At 42.0% G+C, this 20,800-nt stretch carries 22 protein-coding genes; 17 read left to right on the forward strand and 5 right to left on the reverse strand.

From position 1 onward, the window contains the following. The first annotated feature begins 5 nt into the window (after nt 1-5). The 8 genes from CVD28_RS23155 to CVD28_RS23190 all read left to right on the forward strand — a co-directional run bounded on the left by CVD28_RS23155 (nt 6) and on the right by CVD28_RS23190 (nt 7,891). Nucleotides 6-2,366 (forward strand): glycosyltransferase family 4 protein, encoded by a 2,361-nt coding sequence (locus tag CVD28_RS23155; protein ID WP_101597064.1) that lies wholly within the window; start codon nt 6-8, stop codon nt 2,364-2,366. Then, complete coding sequence (locus tag CVD28_RS23160) at nt 2,344-2,949, forward strand: hypothetical protein (protein ID WP_101597065.1); 606 nt, start codon at nt 2,344-2,346, stop codon at nt 2,947-2,949. Before CVD28_RS23155 ends, CVD28_RS23160 begins: the two co-directional genes overlap by 23 nt. A 155-nt stretch (nt 2,950-3,104) precedes the next feature. Continuing rightward, nucleotides 3,105-3,254 (forward strand): 50S ribosomal protein L33, encoded by a 150-nt coding sequence (rpmG, locus tag CVD28_RS23165; RefSeq protein ID WP_101597066.1) that lies wholly within the window; start codon nt 3,105-3,107, stop codon nt 3,252-3,254. A gap of 125 nt (nt 3,255-3,379) precedes the next feature. Beyond that, on the forward strand, nt 3,380-3,955 hold the full coding sequence (locus CVD28_RS23170; protein ID WP_101597067.1) for a 5-formyltetrahydrofolate cyclo-ligase: 576 nt from the start codon (nt 3,380-3,382) through the stop codon (nt 3,953-3,955). Further along, the gene (locus CVD28_RS23175) at nt 3,945-4,733 is read left to right on the forward strand and encodes a DUF92 domain-containing protein (RefSeq protein ID WP_101597068.1); all 789 of its coding nucleotides are present in this window, start codon (nt 3,945-3,947) and stop codon (nt 4,731-4,733) included. The genes CVD28_RS23170 and CVD28_RS23175 overlap by 11 nt, the downstream gene beginning before the upstream one ends. A gap of 131 nt (nt 4,734-4,864) precedes the next feature. Then, on the forward strand, nt 4,865-5,818 hold the full coding sequence (locus CVD28_RS23180; RefSeq protein ID WP_101597069.1) for an L-lactate dehydrogenase: 954 nt from the start codon (nt 4,865-4,867) through the stop codon (nt 5,816-5,818). A gap of 174 nt (nt 5,819-5,992) precedes the next feature. Next, nucleotides 5,993-6,172 (forward strand): hypothetical protein, encoded by a 180-nt coding sequence (locus CVD28_RS23185; RefSeq protein WP_101597070.1) that lies wholly within the window; start codon nt 5,993-5,995, stop codon nt 6,170-6,172. Between the two features lie 177 nt (nt 6,173-6,349). Beyond that, a complete protein-coding gene (locus tag CVD28_RS23190; RefSeq protein ID WP_101597071.1) occupies nt 6,350-7,891 on the forward strand; it encodes a rhomboid family protein in 1,542 nt (513 codons plus the stop codon). On the opposite strand, the gene CVD28_RS23195 is transcribed toward CVD28_RS23190, so the two are convergent. Then, a complete protein-coding gene (locus CVD28_RS23195; protein ID WP_101597072.1) occupies nt 7,888-8,751 on the reverse strand; it encodes a hypothetical protein in 864 nt (287 codons plus the stop codon). The genes CVD28_RS23190 and CVD28_RS23195 overlap by 4 nt on opposite strands. A gap of 220 nt (nt 8,752-8,971) precedes the next feature. Here CVD28_RS23195 and CVD28_RS23200 point away from each other — a divergent pair, with 220 nt between their 5' ends. The 5 genes from CVD28_RS23200 to CVD28_RS23220 all read left to right on the forward strand — a co-directional run bounded on the left by CVD28_RS23200 (nt 8,972) and on the right by CVD28_RS23220 (nt 13,993). Next, the gene (locus CVD28_RS23200; RefSeq protein ID WP_101597073.1) at nt 8,972-9,175 is read left to right on the forward strand and encodes a YqgQ family protein; all 204 of its coding nucleotides are present in this window, start codon (nt 8,972-8,974) and stop codon (nt 9,173-9,175) included. A 25-nt stretch (nt 9,176-9,200) separates the two neighbouring features. Further along, nucleotides 9,201-10,154 carry an ROK family glucokinase gene (locus CVD28_RS23205; protein ID WP_101597074.1) on the forward strand — a complete coding sequence of 318 codons (954 nt, stop codon included), beginning with the start codon at nt 9,201-9,203 and terminating at the stop codon, nt 10,152-10,154. Between the two features lie 315 nt (nt 10,155-10,469). Further along, nucleotides 10,470-12,365 carry an LTA synthase family protein gene (locus tag CVD28_RS23210; RefSeq protein WP_101597075.1) on the forward strand — a complete coding sequence of 632 codons (1,896 nt, stop codon included), beginning with the start codon at nt 10,470-10,472 and terminating at the stop codon, nt 12,363-12,365. Nucleotides 12,366-12,634: 269 nt separating this feature from the next. Further along, nucleotides 12,635-13,663, forward strand: a complete 1,029-nt coding sequence (locus CVD28_RS23215) for a hypothetical protein (RefSeq protein WP_142384815.1) — start codon at nt 12,635-12,637, stop codon at nt 13,661-13,663. A 3-nt stretch (nt 13,664-13,666) separates the two neighbouring features. Continuing rightward, nucleotides 13,667-13,993: an MTH1187 family thiamine-binding protein gene (locus tag CVD28_RS23220; protein WP_101597077.1), complete on the forward strand. Its 327-nt coding sequence runs from the start codon at nt 13,667-13,669 to the stop codon at nt 13,991-13,993. A gap of 395 nt (nt 13,994-14,388) precedes the next feature. Here CVD28_RS23220 and CVD28_RS23225 read toward each other — a convergent pair whose 3' ends face one another. Further along, the gene (locus CVD28_RS23225) at nt 14,389-14,562 is read right to left on the reverse strand and encodes a DUF2759 domain-containing protein (protein WP_101597078.1); all 174 of its coding nucleotides are present in this window, start codon (nt 14,560-14,562) and stop codon (nt 14,389-14,391) included. A gap of 114 nt (nt 14,563-14,676) precedes the next feature. After that, on the reverse strand, nt 14,677-15,156 hold the full coding sequence (locus CVD28_RS23230) for a hypothetical protein (protein ID WP_101597079.1): 480 nt from the start codon (nt 15,154-15,156) through the stop codon (nt 14,677-14,679). 85 nt (nt 15,157-15,241) lie between these two features. On the opposite strand from CVD28_RS23230, the gene CVD28_RS23235 reads away from it, so the two are divergent. Then, nucleotides 15,242-15,880: an MBL fold metallo-hydrolase gene (locus CVD28_RS23235; protein WP_101597080.1), complete on the forward strand. Its 639-nt coding sequence runs from the start codon at nt 15,242-15,244 to the stop codon at nt 15,878-15,880. Between the two features lie 170 nt (nt 15,881-16,050). Then, complete coding sequence (locus tag CVD28_RS23240) at nt 16,051-17,172, forward strand: class I SAM-dependent methyltransferase (protein WP_101597081.1); 1,122 nt, start codon at nt 16,051-16,053, stop codon at nt 17,170-17,172. A gap of 94 nt (nt 17,173-17,266) precedes the next feature. On the opposite strand, the gene CVD28_RS23245 is transcribed toward CVD28_RS23240, so the two are convergent. Then, nucleotides 17,267-17,515, reverse strand: a complete 249-nt coding sequence (locus CVD28_RS23245) for a DUF2626 domain-containing protein (RefSeq protein WP_101597082.1) — start codon at nt 17,513-17,515, stop codon at nt 17,267-17,269. Between the two features lie 82 nt (nt 17,516-17,597). Further along, the gene (locus CVD28_RS23250) at nt 17,598-18,296 is read right to left on the reverse strand and encodes a helix-turn-helix transcriptional regulator (protein WP_101597083.1); all 699 of its coding nucleotides are present in this window, start codon (nt 18,294-18,296) and stop codon (nt 17,598-17,600) included. A gap of 411 nt (nt 18,297-18,707) precedes the next feature. On the opposite strand from CVD28_RS23250, the gene comGA reads away from it, so the two are divergent. Together comGA and comGB are read left to right on the forward strand one after the other, a co-directional pair. Continuing rightward, on the forward strand, nt 18,708-19,778 hold the full coding sequence (gene comGA, locus CVD28_RS23255; protein WP_101597084.1) for a competence type IV pilus ATPase ComGA: 1,071 nt from the start codon (nt 18,708-18,710) through the stop codon (nt 19,776-19,778). Next, complete coding sequence (gene comGB, locus CVD28_RS23260; RefSeq protein WP_180954286.1) at nt 19,762-20,796, forward strand: competence type IV pilus assembly protein ComGB; 1,035 nt, start codon at nt 19,762-19,764, stop codon at nt 20,794-20,796. The genes comGA and comGB overlap by 17 nt, the downstream gene beginning before the upstream one ends. Nucleotides 20,797-20,800: the final 4 nt, after the last annotated feature.

Below are 20,800 nucleotides of genomic sequence, written 5' to 3' on the forward strand. Positions count from 1 at the left end.
AAACAATGCAATTAGTAATCAACGGGCACATACCGTTTATTGAGATGAATTGTTTAGCGGCAGAAGAGAAAAACAGAGTATATAGTATTGTTGAAAAGCAATTTTCCTTCTTATTTACTCTCCTAGAAAAGATTCCTGACGGAAAAAGCCTTTATCTCTCATTATCAGGATTAACAATTCAGATGCTTGCTGATGCAGATTTCCAGACGGGCTGGCAGGATTGGTTAACGAGCCAGAAGAAGGCTTCAGACAGCTTCGTGAAACATGAAACAGGTATTATTGCGCGATTAAAGGCAGAAAGCATCCGGGGGAAGATTATCCTGCTGGCATCCTCCCTCTCAGGATTTCCCCTGACTGCCATTCAGTCTGCAGCAGCTGTCTCGATGCAAATTACACAATCTGTTAAGCTTTTTCAGGATTATTTTGGTACCGTACCTATCGGATTTTGGCTTCCAGCTAACGCTTTTTTGCCTGGAATCGATAAGGTCCTTCATGAAAAAGGGTTCCGGTATACCTTTATTGATCAAAAGGGGCTTCAATTAAGTGACCCTATTACAGATAGTGATGCAACGATTTATAGTCCGCATGGAATGATAATTCTTCCTGCTAAAAAGATACAGTGCTTAAACGAGCTTCAGCAAATCGAGCATGCTCCTGATAATATGGCAGCAGTTATTGGTCTTGATCAGCTTCAGGATTCAGCGGAGGGGGCCTTCTTTCCTCAGACTTTCTTCAGCCTTTCAAATGAAACGATAGCAGACAATATTAAGAGAAAACAGGAGCAATTGCCGACAGCCCATCTATCATTTTCCTACTCAGGAATGTTTGAGGGTGAATCTCTTTTTTTAGACAGGGATATAGCCCGCTTAAAGGCTGCAAGCGATATGGAAGGTGTTATTGAATCTGCATTCTATCAGCATTCACAGTATCCTTCTGCCAGTGGTGAAAGGCTAATAGCTGCCATGCTGCGCATGTGGGCCTATTACCTGGCTGGCATCAGCGAAACTGCTCAAGCTATGTGGGCAAAAAGATTTGCGGACTATTCCGAGGTCTTTGAGCAGCAATGGAAGCTTCAGGCCAGAATGTTCTATGGGGGTGAATCAGCCGCTTGCCCCCCCGACATGAATAAAGGTATCAGGAAGGACAAACGCCGGCTGAAAATTTTTATGCTATCCTGGGAGTTCCCCCCTAATATAGTTGGTGGCCTTTCCAGGCATGTTCATGGACTTGCACAGGCAATGGCGGAGAACGGGCACGAAATTCATGTAATTACCACTCAGGCGGAGGGACTCATAGAGTATCAGTTGGCTGAAGGCATCCATATACATGGTGTAATTCCGCCTGCTGGCCAGGGAGAAGAGTTTTTGCCTTGGATTGGCGGCTTAAATATCGCTATGGCTGCTAAAATTAGGACCCTTTGTGAAAGCGGGAGCCTTCCCGACCTTATACATGCCCATGATTGGCTGGTAGCAGCGGCAGCCATTACGTCGAAAGAGCTTTTTAATATTCCACTGATTTCGACTATACATGCAACAGAGCATGGACGGAATAATGGCATCCATACTAAGCTGCAGCAATCAATCCATCTTCTTGAAGAGGAGATGATTTCCAGCAGTGATAAAATTGTTGTTTGCAGTGAATTTATGAAACAGGAGCTTCAGGATATTTTTACTGCCCCTCCTGAAAAAATCAGCATCATTCCAAATGGAGTTAATGTAGACTCTGTTATGGCGGGATTTACTGAAAAGGCTGGCGGCAAAGCAAGCAGCGGCAAGCGGACTACTGTATTTTCCTGGGGAAGGCTTGTTCCGGAAAAAGGGTATGATACTCTGATTCAGGCTGCTTGTGAGCTTAAAAAGCAGGGAAAGGAAATTTCTTTCATTGTGGCAGGCAGAGGACCGCTTCTAGATTATTACCGAAATATGGCGGATAAATCTGGACTCGGCGATGAGTTTACTTTTATTGGATTTGTAAACGATGAAATTAGAAATGCGATGTTACAGGATAGTGATATAGCCGTTTTTCCGAGTATTTATGAGCCTTTTGGCATCGTGGCACTAGAAGCAATGGCGTCAGGGAAACCAACCATCGTTTCGGAAACAGGCGGACTGAAAGCTATCGTTCGACATGGTTACAGCGGTTTGCTGGCAAAACCAGGGTGCAGCCTGGACTTGGCTGAAAAAATCAGCTATATCGCAGAAAATCCCAAAGCGGCTGCGGAAATGGCCAGCTCTGGAAAAGAAGTGGCACAGAGACTCTTTAGCTGGGAAAGGGTCAGTACGGAAACAGAAAGAATATTTCAGGAGCTTTTGCTTCACAACCACATAAAGAGGGGGGAAAATGATGCATATTCAATCAGCCTCTAGGCAGTATAGCCAAACCGGCTTGGATACGAACTCATATGCGTGGCGGGCGGGATTATGGACAGAAGGAAAATTCAGTTGGTTAATAGAAGGGAAGCACAATGGTATCTTCAGTGAAAAATTTAAAGTGGATCAGCTTTCTTCAAATACTGAAAAGGTTGCCTTTTGGAGGCTGAGTATACCGAGTTTTTCACGTTCATACAGCCTTCACAAGCTATTCTTTGAATACACTGGTGATTGTGGTTCTAATGCTACCGCTTTTTATAGCCCAAGCGAGCAGGCAATACTACATTCTTCAAAGGGGACAGTCACTCTGCTGGGAGGAATTATGGAAGGAAAGGGTTTATCGCAATATAGTATCAGGCAAAAGGGAAAGGACACTCTTTTTAAATCAATGCTTGACGGAACCTTGAATTTTTCACCGCTAGGGAAAGGAAATATCGTCAGTACTTTTTCCTTGGAGGCGCAGTTAGCTCCGGGTGAAGATGCCGATGCAATCGCATGGATGATTGTCACCCAATGCAAAGACGAGGCTGTTACGATAAATACTCTATTGAAGAATCGAGTACATGCCATTTTCCATTAAGGACGGCCAGTTCTAAGAACCTATAATTAGCAGTTTTTCGCACGAATGGTTGTATTTTTTAAATCCCGGAAAAACAGACTAGCTTTTCATATTGAAAAGTGCTATTATAGAAAAGTCCTACATGGAGAAGCCATTATGTTTGGAGGGAAATACACATGCGCGTTAATATTACATTGGCTTGCACTGAGTGCGGAGAACGTAATTATATTTCTAAGAAAAATAAACGTAACAATCCAGATCGTCTTGAGCTTAAGAAATACTGCCCAAGAGATAAACGCAACACAACACATCGCGAAACTAAGTAAGCAGCAGGATACTTCCTGTTGCTTTTTTTGTATATTTGAAAACTGACTAATCATGGTGCTTATACTCTTTTACATATGCAAGTTTTTGCTGCCTGAATGAAATACAGGTCTGGGAGGAATATAATTTGAACAAGGCTAAAAAAGTTCTGCGTAATGAAATGAAGCGTTCGTTAGCTGAAATTTCTGAAGAAGAATATTCAGCTTTATCACAGAGTATTGCGGATAGACTCTTTTTGGTCCCGGAATGGTCCGCTGCAAAAACGGTCGGAATCACTATTTCTGCACCGCCCGAAGTCGGAACTTCCCTTATCATACAAAGGGCTTGGGAGGAAGGAAAAACCGTCGCAGTGCCAAAATGCGAGCCAAATAACCGGACGCTTGACTTTAGGGAAATCACCGATTTTAATCAGCTCGAAATCGTATATTTTGGGCTTAAGGAGCCAAACCCATTAAAGACTAAAAGCTATCAGAGGGAAGCTATTAGCCTGATGGTCGTTCCAGGACTTGCATTTACAGCTGATGGGCACCGTCTTGGTTTCGGGGGAGGATACTATGACAGGTATTTGCCTCAATACAGGGGGCCAAAAATCTCCCTGGCATTCGATCAGCAGATAATACCCTGTCTGCCGCATGAAACTCATGATGTAAGAGTAGATAAAATTATTACTCCAACAAGGACCGTTTTTTGCCATGGAAATTGAGCTGGCTTATTTAGCCCTCATTGCGTCTGTTGCAATGGCTGGCTTTCTTATTAAGTCCCTTTCTTTTTCGGGTGCAATCGCAGCAGGTGCAGTCGGATATTGCGTAGCACTTGCATTTGGAGTGAAGGGATTGCTTATTTTGGGCGCTTTTTTTGCCAGTTCAAGCTTTTGGTCAAAGTACAAGGCTGCGAAGAAAGAAAAGATTGAAGATAAGCTGGAGAAAGGGGGCGCACGCGACTGGATACAAGTTGCTGCCAACGGAGGAGCAGCCGCTGCCGCCTCTTTACTATACCTAGTATATGATCATGAAATCATGCTTTTAGTTTTTCTTGCCAGCATCGCTGCAGCAAATTCGGATACCTGGGCTTCTGAGATTGGTGTACTAAGCAAACGCCCGCCTGTATTTATCCGTACATTCAAGGAGGCGGAAAAAGGGACTTCAGGAGCCGTTTCAGCTGCAGGGACAGCTGCCGCACTGGCAGGATCCTTACTAATAGCTCTCCTTGGCAGCATTCTGTTCAGCAAAGGCTTGGCATGGTTCATTACGGTTGCTGCTATTGGTTTTACAGGAAACTTAGCAGACACCTTGCTAGGAGCGTTTATTCAGGCAGAATACAGGTGTCCAAGGTGCCGCCTGAAAACTGAAAAGAAAGTGCATTGCGGCACAGATACCGTTTTAATAAAAGGCTGGGCGCATTTCAATAATGATGTGGTCAATGGGTTATCTACCTTTTTTGCAGCAGCAGGAAGCCTGCTGGCTGGCTATGTGCTTTTTTAAGAAATGGCATGTTGTTTATTTTTTTCTATTTTGTGAAAAGGGATATTGGTTTATTATTATGCAGTTCCTGTAACCTTTCTTAACCGGCAAAATACATTCAATTAAAAATAAAATTGGAAGGCGGTTGTATGATGAGTAAAAAAGTAAACCGGGTAGTTGTGGTAGGTACAGGGTTTGTGGGAAGCAGCTATGCTTTTGCGCTGCTAAACCAGGGAATCACCGAGGAACTCGTACTGCTTGATCTGAATAAAGAAAAATCGGAGGGCGATGCAATGGATTTGAACCACGGGCTTCCTTTTGCTCCTTCGCCTACAAAAATTTGGTCCGGTGAGTATTCTGACTGCAAGGATGCCGATCTTATCGTTCTGACGGCCGGTGCAAACCAAAAACCGGGTGAAACAAGGCTTGATCTTGTTGAGAAGAACATGAAGATTTTTAAGGGTATTGTGGGCCAGGTGATGGATTCTGGTTTTGATGGAATTTTCCTTGTTGCAACAAACCCGGTGGACATACTTACATACGCCGCCTGGAAATTTTCCGGACTGCCGAAGGAAAGGGTCATAGGTTCAGGAACGATTTTGGACACTGCCCGATTCCGTTTTCTGCTTGGCGAATATTTTCAAGTCGATCCGCGCAATGTCCATGCTTATATCATAGGCGAGCATGGGGACACTGAGCTGCCTGTTTGGAGCCACGCGGATATTGGCGGAAAACACATTCAGGATTTCCTTAATAGCGGGAAATACAGCCAGGAGGATCTGAATAACATCTTTAGTAATGTACGGGACGCTGCCTACCATATCATTCAGCGGAAGGGAGCGACATTTTACGGTATTGCCATGGGCCTCATTCGAATTACAAAGGCAATTCTTCATGATGAAAACTCCATCCTGACAGTATCCGCCCACCTTGACGGGGAATATGGCAACGGTGATGTATACATAGGAGTTCCTGCCATTGTGAACAGAAGCGGCATCCGTGAAGTGCTGGAGCTTAATTTAAGTGAATTTGAACAAGAACTATTCACTCAGTCTGCCACGATTTTAAAGAATACTACAAAACCTGTTTTAGACCGTTTGATATAAAAGACCTTTAGCGGGATAAATTCCTCCGCGGAAAACCAAACTAATGGAGACACCGGGTCCTTAGGTGTTATGGCCCTCGCTCCCATTTTTAGTGAGCAGGGATTGATCTGCCTTTGTGCGGAAAATCAGCGAGTTCTGGCTTTGGCAGAACCGCTTAGCGGGGAGGAATAGACTATGCGTACGTTTTGGAGATTAATCGTAATTGCTGGGGCATCAGCTGCTGCCATACGGTACAGGTACCGGCTAATGAATGTGGTCTTAAGCAACAGCATGCTTAGAAAATTTGTTGTTTCAAAGTCGCTGAATGTTCCGCAGCTTCGCGATAAAATGATGCAGAGTATGTTCAGGCCGTAAGACGTTTTTCCTGAAGGACGGCAGCTATATTAAGCCCTTCAGCAAGCTATAAAGTACGAAGGGGGTATGCAGTTCACTGTATGCTCCCTTTTCCTTTTATTTTTTGATATTCTCGTCTATAGTGTATTCTAAATGAATAAGGAATAACAAAAGGATACTCGGAAAGTAGGGAATGGCTTGGGATATAAAGAGGATTACCTGTTTTGGACATTGGCAAAGCAGCTATCTGATGCTTATGAATACCGCATGATTACCCTGTCCGACGACCAGCAAGAAATCTGGCTTGAAAATGAATCAGAGAAGGAGTATCCCGTCATCAGGCTAATGAGATATGATCTGGATTGGGGAAGCTGGCTAAAACGGGATATGGACAGGACAGTGCTAAATGCAGAGCGGATCAGAAAGGAATTGTATAAGTCTTCCTTGAAGGTGCTGAACATATATGTTTCTGCATTTGTCCCGGTAGATGAATATACTAGTAATCTGAACCAGCCAACAGGGAATCGAAAGATTGAGATCCGCCCACTTATATTGGAAACAGCTCACTTTGCGGAAAATAAGGAGAAGCTCGATGCCCTCCTTAAAAAGCCGCTTCAATTGGAGCTATCAGAAAACGAAACCTTGGACGAAGACCAAGTAGCTTACATAAAACATTCGGTCATTTCTTCCAATATTCAACGGGCCAAACAGGATCAAGAGGTGTTTTTGCGCAGTAAGCCATTTTTTACTTACGTTTTTATTGGCATTCAAATACTGATGTTCCTTTTGCTTGAAATGAATGGCGGGAGCAAAAATATGAATACGCTTGTAGAATTTGGGGCGAAGTATTCCCCTAATATCCTGCAGGGAGAGTGGTGGCGATTCTTAAGCCCCATTGTACTTCATATTGGTGTTCTTCATTTATTGATGAATACCCTTGCCCTCTATTATTTGGGGGCTGACGTAGAAAGGATTTATGGAAATACCCGATTTCTGTTAATTTATCTATTTGCTGGATTTGCAGGTACGCTTGGCAGCTTTTTGTTCAGTCCAAATATTTCTGCTGGAGCAAGCGGTGCCATTTTTGGCTGTTTCGGGGCGCTGCTGTTTTTTGGCTTGAACCATCGAAAAATATTTTTCAAAACGATAGGGATGAATATAATCGTTTTGATTATCATTAACCTTGCCTTTGGATTCTCTATGGAAGGTATAGATAATGCAGGTCATATCGGCGGTTTAATTGGAGGATTCTTGGCCTCCGGCGCGGTGGGGCTGCCAGGGAAAAAGGCATTTGGCAGGCAATTTCTATTCCTTGCGGCCACGGCAGCGGTAACATATTTTCTGCTGCAGTGGGGCTTTAGTGAGCAGGGAGCAAAACCTGCGGCAAATGATCAGGCGATAGCCGCCATTGCCAGTTCTTATATTAAGGAAGGCAAAGAAGATAAAGCCCTCGAAGTTCTGAACGAATCCGTTGAGAACGGGCAGGCTGGTCCGGAAACTTATTTTATTCTTGGCACAGTGCAGCTGACAAAGGGCAACTTGCCGGAAGCAGAGGCCTTTTTATCCAAGGCAGTGGAACAAAACCCTGAATTCCACCAAGCCCATTATCAGCTTGCTATTGTGTACATTAACCTGCAAAATGCCAGTGCCGCTAAAGAGCATGCGAGCAAAGCTGTGCAGCTGCAGCCGGACGAAAAGATATATATTGAATTATTGGATAAAATGAACGAAATGCGCTAAAGCCTTTGGCGAAGAAGCGACGGCGTGCCGTCTGCCGCCGTTATCAATACAATCAGCTCGCCTTTTGGCTTTGATACCAAAAGGAGGGGGATGGTACTTCCTGCGGGATCAATAGACGAGCCATCCTCTTTTTTTATACCAAGAACATAATTTTTATAAAGTCCCTCCCACAGTTTACCGATTATTTCATCCTGCTTTTGTTTAGGATAACCTTCAAGCAATTCATCCTGATTGAACGCCAGCTCTGTCAATGGGAGCATCCTGTATTCATCCCGGTTGATTGAAAACTTCTTTATCGCCGCTTCCCACGCTCTGCTGGAAACTGCAGCACCAGCTAAATCCAGCGTTTGTTTCCAGTCCTTTTGCTCATCGGAAAGCGGCTGTTTAAAATGCTGTAATTTTGAAAAAGCAGATTGTACAACATATAAGGTGCTGCTGCTCATTTCTTGTGCACTCAAATAGGATTCGGGCTCTTTCTGCAGCTCGGCATAATGGAAGGTTATCCCCTTCAGCAAGCTGCTGTCTGCCAGAGTTACTTCCCGGTTTTGTTCAAGCTTATCAGTGTTTTGTTTCCAGTCCTTTAAAATTCCAGCAAGTCGGCTGTTTACGTAAAGCAATGACACATCCTGGCGCAAATATGCCTTTTCGCTTAATTGGGATGAAGCCTTCCAATCAATTGTGAATTTGTTGGGGCTTGTATCTCTTGGTACAAGTGCGGTTGATGCTGACTCAAAGGATACATTGCGGTCAAGCGGAAAAAATATAATTGTTTCTTCGGCCTGTTTCGCAGTGCTGTAGTAGACAATGACCCAAATTGTTAGAGCAGCCAGAATCATTGTAGAAATGTGCTTTTTATTCATAAATATTCCTCCGGATCTGTCATATCAGCTAAAATATATGCCGAGAGAAGGACAAGTATGAAAAACAACAATGAATGAACTAGTAAAAGGACTTTATGGTTCTTTAACTTGTCGGTTCAAATTTCATCCTATATAATTTTGTAATGAAAACAATGGCTGTAACGGTGTAAATGTGACTTAACAAAGATTACACGTAAACCGGCCTAAAATGAGGGAACTTATGAAAACGATTTATGATGTGCAGCAATTCCTGAAAAAGTTTGGAACAATTATCTATATTGGAGATCGTGTTGCCGACCTTGAGCTAATGGAAGCTGAAGTAAGGGAACTGTATAGCTCCCAATTAATCGAAACAAGGGATTTTCAAATGGCAATGCTGCTATTACGGCAGCAAATACAGATTGAAAAAGAAAAGAGCAGGTAAAACTGCCTTAAAAAGGTGAGTATGCATAATGGATAAGTGGCTGATGGGCGTTGATTTAGGCGGGACTACTATTAAGCTGGCTTTTATCAGCATGTATGGAGAAATCAAGCATAAATGGGAAATACCAACTGATATAAGCAGCAAAGGAAAGAATATTACTACTGATATTGCAAAAGCAATAGACAGCAAGCTTGAAGAATTAGGGCAGCCAAAGTCGAAGTTGCTTGGTATAGGCATGGGAGCGCCCGGACCCGTAAACGGCTCAAATGGTATGATTTTTGAAGCAGTCAATCTTGGTTGGGAAAACTATCCCTTAAAGGATCTGCTGGAGGTTGAGACGTCTTTGCCTGCTGTGGTTGAAAATGATGCAAATATTGCTGCTCTTGGTGAAATGTGGAAGGGAGCTGGCAATGGAGCAAAAGATTTAGTTTGCGTTACGCTTGGAACAGGAGTAGGCGGAGGAGTAATTGCCAATGGAGAACTAGTACAGGGGATTTCCGGGGCTGCCGGGGAAATTGGCCACATTACTTCAGAAATTAACAATGGCTATCCCTGCAACTGCGGAAAAACCGGCTGCCTGGAAACCATCGCATCCGCAACTGGGATTGTCCGCCTAATGAATGAGGCGTTAAAAGGCTTTGACGGCACAACGGAACTGCCTGAAACATTTACCTCAAAGGATATTTTTGAATATGCAAGCAAGGGTGACAAGCTGTGCCTGACAGTTATTGATCAGGTCGCCAAATATCTTGGGCTGGCTTTGGCCAATTTGGCAAATGCTCTTAATCCTGAAAAGATTGTTATAGGCGGCGGCGTTTCCAAAGCAGGTGATACGCTGCTGAAACCTTTAAGAGAGCAATTTCAGAAATTTGCTTTTCCAAGGGTTGCTAAATCTACAAAGCTCGATATCGCGACCCTCGGCAATGATGCAGGTATAATTGGGGCAGCATGGCTTGTGAAGAATACTCTGGCAGAATAATATATTTTTGAAATATCAGGAGCTTTCCGCCGGGCCGGGGAGCTCCTGATTAATTTTTAGACTATTCTGGCTTCGGTTTTTTCTGAAACTTATTTCGGTTTCATTCGTCTAATTAGGTGGGTAGTAGAATATCAATGAAATTATCATTCTATCAGAGCAGTGTGAATGGCAATTTGCATTTTGGTAAAATTAATATTAAGATTAAATAGTGTTTTTTTTGCCTGCATTCACTTTCTGTATAATGGATAGTAATACCTATGGTGCGGACTCATATAAAAAACGATTTTTGGAAAAGCTTACAGGGGAGGATGCCGAATGAGGAGATTTTTCACCTTGAAAAGTGTGCCGTTTTTATTGCTGGCTACACTCTTTTTATGGATAAAAACCTATATCGCCTATAAGACTAGCTTTGACATTGACATTGAAAACTGGACACAGGAGATTATCCTGTTTATTAATCCTTTAAGCTTCATATTGTTCATTCTTGGAGTTAGCCTGTTCTTAAAGGAAAAGAACCGTAACCGCTATATCCTTATCACAAGCTTCATAATAACGGCGGTTTTGTTCGCGAACCTCGTTTTCTATAGGTTCTTTAATGACTTTTTAACTATTCCAGTGCTGTTCCAGACCAGCAATATGAGTGATCTGGGGGGCAGCGTTACCGAGCTGATATCTGTAACAGATCTTTTTTATTTTATAGATATCCTGCTGCTTGCAATTTTATTGAAAGTTAAGCCGGATTTTATATCGTTTACCCGTTCAGGGAAACTTGACCGGAGAGCCTACTTCTTAGTTGCAGTTGCAATTTCTTTCCTAAATCTTGGCCTTGCAGAAACGGAGCGGCCACAGCTTTTGACGAGAACCTTCGACAGGGAAATACTCGTAAAAAATATTGGTACCTACAACTATCATTTATATGATGTGTTTTTGCAGTCCAAATCCTCTGCCCAGCGTGCAATGGCTGATGGCAGTGAGCTTGCGGATATCGAAAACTATGTGCGGGCTAATTATAAAAAGCCGAATGATGAACTGTTTGGCGCAGCAAAGGGTAAAAACTTAATTGTTGTTTCCATGGAATCAACCCAAAACTTTGTAATCAACCGGAAGATAAACGGCCAGGAGGTTACTCCTTTCCTAAATAAATTTATTAAGGAAAGCTATTATTTCGATAATTTCTATCATCAAACCGGACAGGGCAAAACCTCGGATTCCGAATTCCTGCTGGAAAATTCCTTATATCCGCTTGGCAGAGGTGCTGTGTTTTTTACCCATTCACAAAACGAATATAAAGCTTTGCCGGAAATACTGGGGGAAAAGGGATATTTCACATCCGTCCTCCATGCTAATAATAAAAGCTTCTGGAATCGCGATATTATGTACAAGTCTTTGGGCTATGAGCGTTTCTATGACAACAATGACTTTATTGAAACAGAGGAAAACTCGGTTAACTGGGGTATGAAGGACAAAGAATTTTTTAAGCAGTCCATACAGCATTTAACTGAAATGCCTCAGCCGTTTTATGCGAAATTCATTACGCTGACAAATCACTTTCCGTTCACTCTTGCAGAAGAGGACAGGTCAATTGATGAATATACATCAGATTCCAAGACTCTGAACCGCTATTTTCCAACAGTCCGCTACACAGATGAAGCGCTTGAGCAATTTATCAATGACTTAAAGGAAAAAGGTTTGTATGACGATTCAGTTATTGTAATTTATGGTGACCATTATGGGATTTCTGAGAACCACAATGGAGCAATGGGCCAATTACTGGGCAAGGAAATTACGCCATTCGATTCAACTCAGCTTCAGCGTGTTCCATTAATTGTCCATATACCCGGACAAGAAGGAAAAACAATTTCCAGGGTTTCCGGTCAAATCGATTTGAAGCCAACGATTCTCCATCTTTTGGGCGTTGAGACGAAGGATAATATTGAATTTGGGGCAGATCTGCTCTCTAAAGAGAAGATGGACTTTACCGTACTGCGGGATGGCAGCTTCATTACTAAGGATTATGTTTATACTAGAGATACCTGTTATAATAAAGCCACTGGAGAACCGATTGAGGACACAGCCTGTGAGCCTTATATGGAAAAAGCCAAGCAGGAGCTTGAGTATTCAGACAAAATTATCTACGGGGATCTGCTCCGTTTTTATGACAATGATAAATCAAATGACAATAAGAAATCCTCAGCTGCTAATACAAAATAGCGGATCAAACCCTGCCGTCCTAAATGGCAGGGTTTTTCTATGGAAAAATAAAAAAATTGTACGCGCAATAAGCCGGATTTTTGCTTTATAATAGGGTTACAAAAAAATATTAAGGAAAGGGGAGAGCGGGGATTTTCAAAATTATAAAAATGCCCTTTTTAATATTGCAAGGCACAAACGGAAAAGCATTATTAGGCAGCGGCAGAATTATAGCTTTCCTCCTCTTCCTGTTTGTGCTGCTGGCTGGCTGTGAAACAGAGAACAAGAAGATGACTGGCGAAATTGGCGTGCAAAAAGCCAATTCAAAGAATGAAAGTCAAGAATTAATTGAACCGGTAAAGCTAAAGAGTGCTGTATTTGACAGATTTATCGGGTGGACCAGTAACACTACGGCTATTTTTATTACAAAAGAAACAGAAAATCATTCCTTCGAAGTAAGGGAATATGACATATGGAATGGAAAAGAGAACGTGCTGTATTCCAAGAAGAACCCAATAATCACGGTTAGCATCAGTCCTCGCAAGTCCTTTTTACTTATTCATACTTCATCTTCACCTGAAAAGGCTGATATCGAAATTATTTCCCGGGACGGACATTCTCTATATGGTGCTTCTATCTCTTCAAGTGAAATCTCCTTTGAATGGAATATGAACGACGAAGAAAAACTGTTAGTTACAAGTTTTTTTGAAGATTGGACGTTTACGAATTACTTATTGAATGCTAAGCAGAAAACGATTGTACCGATCAATATTCCCAAGCCTTTTGCCCAATGGTCAGGTCCTGATGAATTCCTGTTTATGGATATAAATAAAAATCAGCAGCATATGGAAGGCAAACTTTTGAAGAAAAAACTTTACGGGAATGAAGTTCATGAGGTTGTGAAAAGCATCATTCAATATAGAAAACTGAATAAAAATTTGATGATCATACAGCTGGATCAAGATAAAACTAGCCTGGAGTATAAATTAATTGGTGATAGCGGAAACACTCAACTCTTATTTCAAAAACCGTTGACTTGGAATAATGATGAACCGATCATACCATATTGGGAAATTGTTGAAAAAAAGAGGACACTTTTAACCTTTCTGTCTGGTGATAGCGGAGAAGAACTGACTAACTTGGTTAGTTTCGACTGGAATAGCAAACAGCAGACTGTAATAGTTGAAAACGCAGAAAATGCACCTCTGCAATGTAACCCGGATGGCAACTTGTGTTTATACGGATATCAGCTAGAGAAAATCATTGATTTGCATGCAAAAAAGGTATTTGATATGGTGGAAGCAAGAAAGGATGGGTAAAATATGGCGATAGCAGATGTAACCGTTATTCCGGTTGGAACAGAAGGGCCAAGTGTGAGTGAATATGTGGCAGACATACACAGAATCCTGGAAAAGTACAGCGAAAAAGGCGTTATTCGTTTTCAGCTTACTCCTATGAACACGATTATAGAGGGTGACCTGGCAAATCTGTTTGAAGTGATCCAGGAAATCCATGAATCGCCCTTTTCTAAAGGCATTTCCCGCGTTGCGACCTCTATTCGGATTGATGACAGAAGGGATAAGCAATCAACGATGGAAGGAAAGCTAAAGGCTGTTGAGGCCAGGCTTGGAACTAAAGGTGCATTATAGGAAGAGTCACAAAATCGAAGAAAAACCTTGTCCATTGGCAAGTTTCTTCTTTAAGGTAAGAAAGTATAACAAGTATAGATATCTGCTCCAGCGCCCAACAACTTTTTTTCAGAAGGAAAATAAAGCCCCGACGCACAGGATAAGGAAAGCTGCGGCAGCGATACTTCACACGAAACAAAAGCGTATAGCTTTGTGAGAACGTACTAGTGCCGACGTCGCCACAGGACGAAGGTTGTTCAACACTGGCGCACATAATCGTTCTTCCTTCACCAGGGCGCTTGCGCTTTTCTAATGGGAAAAAGACTTAGCTGTCCCTAGAAGCGACTTTTTTGCATAAAATAATGCCCCTCGGATAATTAAATCCCGAGGGGCCGACCATGTCTTTTTTGTCTCACTTAGTGAGCAACCGGATATCCATGGTTAAGAATTGTCATGATTGTAAACCAGCCAAAGACTGCTGCAGATCCAGCAGCGAAGAACAAACCAAGGAAATTCTTGTTCTTTAAGCTACTTAGTGTAGCAAATACTGCAAGGATTGTTACAAGACTAAGAATGATCATTAATCCCATTGTTATGCCCCCTTATTATGTAGTCATTACTCATTGGCGTAGCTAGTCCTGAAAATAAAGCGTTCTCTTTCTTATGTAAAGATGATTGCACTCGGTTTTATTTTAATATTTTTTCTAATATTTGTCGAGATTTAAAAATGACACTTCTATGTCATATGCTCTGCATAAGCCCAGAATTAGTTCAGTTTGTGAGCTTTCAGCAAAGAAAAACTCTTGACCATCTAAAATACAGGAGGCTATCAGGAATTCATCCATCTCCAGCAATGCCATCTCGGTGTCTTCTTTTGCGCGATCAATAAAACAGAACGCAGTTAAACTTTCTTTGAATAAAAAAGTAAAACCATCTGCCTCAAATCCATAATCCGTAAACAATGCTTCTTTTTTCATTTTTGCAAATTTTAAAAGGGAATGGATTCCTGAAAATGACTGGGCTGCCATTGAAATCTGCTTGCAAATATCTGACTCATTCCGGTCAGATATGATCATAAAATTACGATAAACAGCGGAAGAATCTGTATATTCCCGAAGCAAATCAAAAAGTTCCGGGAATTCGCTTGCTGTATGTTTGAGTTCTACAGCATAAACGGTCTGCATATGAAACACTCCTAACTAGTATCCCTTAAAAGTTTACCGCATTTAGTGTAAAATAAATAGAAAAAGATGGTTGGAGATGAAAAGGATGAAATGGTACCAGCTGCCGTTAGGGCCCTTACAAACAAATTGCTATATCCTCTCAAACGAAATAGGAGAATGCATCATTTTTGATCCGGGTGAAGAAGCAAGCCGGCTAATAGAATATATATATACAAAGAAATATAAACCGCTGGCTGTCCTGTTGACCCATGCCCATTTCGATCATATCGGCGCCCTTGATGCAGTAAGGGAGAAATTTGATATTCCAGCCTACATTCATGTGAACGAAGCGAAGTGGCTTGCTGATCCTGCCCTGAACGGGTCGGGCTTTTTCAGAATGGAACCCTTAATGAGAATGAAACCAGCTGAGCACATTATCAAAGACGAGAAGGAACTTACAATCGGAAGCTTCCGTTTTCAGGTGCTATTTACACCAGGGCATTCACCGGGCAGTGTTTCTTATTATGTGGAAGAGGATGGCTATGTCTTTTCCGGAGATGTGTTATTTAAAGACAGTATTGGCAGGACAGATCTAACTGGGGGAAATCACGATCAGCTGTTAAAAAGCATTCACAGCCAGCTGCTAACCCTGCCTGAGAATACAATAGTGATGCCGGGTCACGGACCAGTTACCACTCTAATCGATGAAATGGAAGGCAATCCATTCTTAAACGGTTTCAGCTAAATCAGGATAATAGGAATGAAAATAGGAGGACCCTTCTCGTAAAGAGAAGGGTCTTCCTAGGGGATGTTCTATTCATATAATGGGAGGGGATATAGTTAAGCTACTATATTTGTAATATATTAGAAAATTTCCACTGTGTCAATAGTGAAAATTGAAAATTGGGAGATTTTATGAAGAATTTTATTATTAACATGCTGAACACCAAAGAAAACCGCGCTATAACTTATGCTGACTATATCTCATCGGCTCTGTATACCCCCGGAAAAGGGTATTATATGAACGAAAAGCAAAAGATTGGAAAGGGCGGTGATTTTTATACCGTCAGCAATCTTTCTGACGTATTTGGGCGGTCACTGGCGAGATGGTTTGTCCATTTAATGAAAGATGGACATTTGCCTCCAGCAATCTATGAAATTGGCGGAGGAAATGGCCGTCTTGCTGAAGCAGTATTGTCTCATATCAAAAGGATTGACCCAGAAATTTATCATATCCTAATCTATCACATGATTGAAACAAGCCCATACCATCAAATGCTCCAAAAAGAAAGATTAAAGGAGCATCCGAAATCTGTATTCTTCTCTGGACTTGATCAGATTGAAAGCATTTCCGGTATTATTTTTTCAAACGAATTATTCGATGCATTCCCGGTACACGTGATTGAAAGCCAAGAGGGGCAGATTTTTGAAGTAATGATTACCTGTCAGGATGGAGAGCTGATTGAAGACTTGGCTCCGCTCAAAAACGAAGACATAATGGCATACCTTAAATATCAGAATGTTAAGCTGAAAAATGGGCAAAGATATGAAGTTCCGCTGCAAATGGTTTCCTATCTTAAGGAAATGGCCGGTAAGCTTGATAGAGGGGTACTCATAACATTTGATTATGGGTACACAAATGATGAATGGCAGCACCCGATACATAAAGCAGGAAGCCTGCGTGGGTATTATAAGCACCAATTAATAGATAATGTTCTGCAAAACCCGGGAGAAATGGATATTACTACACATATTCATTTTGATGCCCTAATCAAGTATGGCACCGCTTTTGGACTTAAAAACGAGGGATTGATGGAGCAAAATCAGTTCTTATTAAAAACTGGGATTTTAAATGAGCTGAAGGAGCATTATGATCCTGATCCGTTCTCGGAAACAAGCAAACGGAACAGGGCGATCCGCAGTTTAATTATGCCGGGCGGGATCAGCTCGCATTTCAGGACTCTTATACAGGCAAAAAATATATCTGACAGCATAGGATTGTTTTCAGATGAATTGAATGCCCCTTTTACAATCTAAGCCAGCCGGTTTTCCCAATAGTATGCATAAAAAAAGCTGACCCCCGAGAGGTCAGCTTCTTATGTATTGGTACCGCTTTAATTCGGCGTAAAGATCAATGTCCGCCGGTAACGCCAGGAATCATCATAAAAGTGCTCCAATATGTGAATCCGGCAAAGAAAACTGTAAGATATGCTCCGAAAACGTAAATATACATCCGTTCAGACAGCCTTAAATAACTTAATAGAATAAAAAATCCTGTTTGGCCAAAGAAAATTAGAGATGTTGTATACATATCGCCAAGGTAAAACATTACAGCAAAAATACCTGTCCAAAATCCAAGAACTCTGTACATGCGCTCCATCTGAATCCCTCCTTTTCCCATCTTGTTCATCACTAAATTATTATAAATTAGAAGGTCTTACCGTGTAAAGCTAAGATTGTTGCTACTTTGTGACGAATGCCTGGTATGAGCATGAATCACAGCCGGCAGTCATTGTTTCCTTTTCCACCAATTCGACTGAATCAAACAGCGACTGGAACATGCCTTGCAAGAAAGCGTGGTGCATATCACAAACTGCTTCTGCATCATGGTAAGCGATCTCCTTAAATGGGCAATTAAAGATCTGGAAGTAGATTTTTGTATTTTCTTCATTAGGCTGAAATTCCGGGTAAAGGCCTGCCATAGATGCTGCTTCCTTTAGAATAACCAGCTTTTGATCAAACGTTAGATCGGTCACAAGAGTTCCTGAGCTTAGATGCTGTTCAACCAGTTCCTGACCGAACTTCCTGCCGGTTTGGAATAAAGCCTTTTTGCCTTCTTCTCCTAATGTAAGCATAGATTCAATAGCAATGCGGGCAAGCAACTGATAGTCTCGATATGGAAAGTGAAGCTGGATCACATCGTTAGAAAGCCGGTACAATCTGCTTGGACGGCCGCCTTTACCGGTCTTTTTTGTTTCGGATGTCAGCATGTTCACATCTTCAAGCTTGGAAAGGTGCAGTCTTGCAACGTTAGGGTGGATCGTAAAGGAATCAGCGATCTCCTGGACTGTCACTTCCTGATGGCGTTTTGTTATATATTGATAGATATAATAGCGGGTCGGATCTGATAAAACGCTGGTTATTTTTAATGTTTGTTCCATCCTCTTCACCTCGGGCACAGAATAATTAATTCCATTATAATACAGTCCTAAAAACATTGGAATGATGATAACAGCAGTAAACAGCGTGTTTAGAAAAAGTTCACATTTAAAAGTAATTTATAGTGCAAAGTGGTATACAATAATTGTGCAAAATATATACAAAGTATATAAATTTTTAAAAATATTAAAAATTTGTGAACGAATCGGATGAAACTATAATTTTTCGTTTTTTTTGTTAGAAAAAAGAGATTTATATAAGAGCGGGAAAGGGAAGTAACGGGCATGTCATGCGCTTTTTGAAGATATTCCATAAGGTTAATAGCCGCATGTGTATAAAATTTTATTTTTTTGAAGGAATTTTGCCATTTGCTGTCGAAATGAGTTGGGTAAGAATAGGAGGTGAAGTATTGATTGGAATCGATTGAACAAATTGCTGAGAAAATCCTCATTCAGGCCTTGGATGCTGCTGCTACAGATATCCATATCCTCCCCCGGAAAGGTGAACCGCTCGTCCAATTCCGTATAGGCGATAAGCTAACCCCGCAAAAACTATTAAACAAACATGAATCAGAACGGCTTATATCCCATTTCAAATTCCTTGCCTCAATGGACATCGGTGAGAAAAGGAGACCTCAAAACGGTGCAATTACGCTGTCCGCTAATGGAAAACAAGTAGGATTAAGGCTGTCCACGCTTCCTGCTTCTCCATCTGAAAGCCTCGTCATCCGCCTGATTCCCCAGCACAATATTCTACCGCTGCAGCAGCTCTCACTTTTTCCAGCATATGCCCGCAAGCTGATGGCCCTGTTGAAACATTCCCACGGTATGATAATATTTACCGGGCCGACCGGAAGCGGCAAGACCACCACTTTATATTCCCTGCTCCATCATGCCCGGGAATTGATAAATCGGAATGTCATTACCCTGGAAGACCCCATCGAAAATGAATCGGATAAAATGCTCCAGGTGCAAATTAATGAAAAAGCCGGGATTACCTATTCCGTCGGCCTTAAAGCCGTTCTGAGGCATGATCCGGATATCATAATGGTAGGTGAAATCCGGGATGCCGAGACGGCAAAAATTGCTGTTCGTGCTGCAATGACAGGACATTTAATTTTAACAACGATGCATACAAGAAATGCAAAGGGAGCGGTCTACCGTCTTTTGGAGTTCGGGGTAAGCTGGCTCGAAATAGAACAGACACTGATTGCTGTAACTGCCCAAAGACTGCTGGAACTAAACTGTCCTCATTGCGGGAATGAATGCACCGGTATATGTACCATGAAACATAATAAGCGGGCGAGCGTTTATGAATTACTGCATGGAAAGGACTTAGCAAATACACTCCTTGAAGTCCAGGGCGTAAGGGAAAAGAGCACATACCGGCAGCTGAAAAATGAAATCGGAAAGGCTGTGGCTTTGGGCTATGTAAAATCCAAGGAGTACGAACGGTGGGTGAATGCTAATGAAGAAGAAACCTAAATGGAATGTCAAAAGCCAGGGTCAATTTTTGCTGGATCTTGGCGAACTTCTTGATCAAGGCTATCCATTGCTGCACGCCCTCCAATTCATTGGACTGCAGCTGCCGCCTAAAAAGGAGTTCGTTATTACGGAGGCAATTGTTCTGCTAAGGAGCGGAGAGCCTCTCCATAAAGTTCTCCATACCATCGGGTTTCACCCCCAGCTGATCAGCTTTATTTTCTATGCCGAGCAATACGGCAATCTTGCGTATGCTTTAAAGGAAGGCGGTACTTTTTGGAGCCGAAGAAGTTCAGAATTGGAAAAAATGAAGAAGCTGCTGCTTTATCCAATGTTTCTGATTGTATTTGTCGGGAACGTGTTTTTTATCCTTCAGAAAATGCTCCTGCCAAAATTCGAAACATTATTCCAATCCATGGATGCTGAGACAAGCATCTTCCTCCGGTTAATCAGTGCAGCTTCTGCGGTTCTCCCTTACCTCCCAGCTGTTTTCCTGCTCCTGTTTTTTCTCTTTTATATGCTCAAAACCTGCTGGTTCAGCAAGCTTTCCTCTCTTAAACAACGTTTAATCCTTTTGAACATCCCAGTTGCCGGTGCATTTATCAGGCTCTATGATACTCATTTTTTTTCAAGCCAGTTCAGTGGCCTTCTCTCAGGCGGTCTATCGATTAATGAAAGCATCTCTTTATTTGCACAAAATTCCCGGCAGCCCTTTTATCAGGAGCTCTGTTTAGAAATTAGAAGCGAATTGGCAGAGGGAAGAGCCCTGGAAGACATTTTCCGTTCTCTTCCTTATTTCGAAAAGCATATCAGCGTAATCGTTGCAAACGGGCAAAAGTACGGCAGGCTTGACAAGGAACTTATGCATTACAGCAGATACCTTTTAAAGGGGCTGGAAGAGCGGACATCCGCGGGACTGAGGATTATCCAGCCTATCCTCTTTTCAGCTGTTGGCCTGCTGATTGTATCTATTTATCTGGCAGTATTAATGCCAATGTTTTCATTGCTAAATGAACTGTAAGGAG

It is taken from the genome of Bacillus sp. M6-12 (genome assembly GCF_002860285.1).
Lineage (GTDB): Bacteria > Bacillota > Bacilli > Bacillales > DSM-1321 > Peribacillus.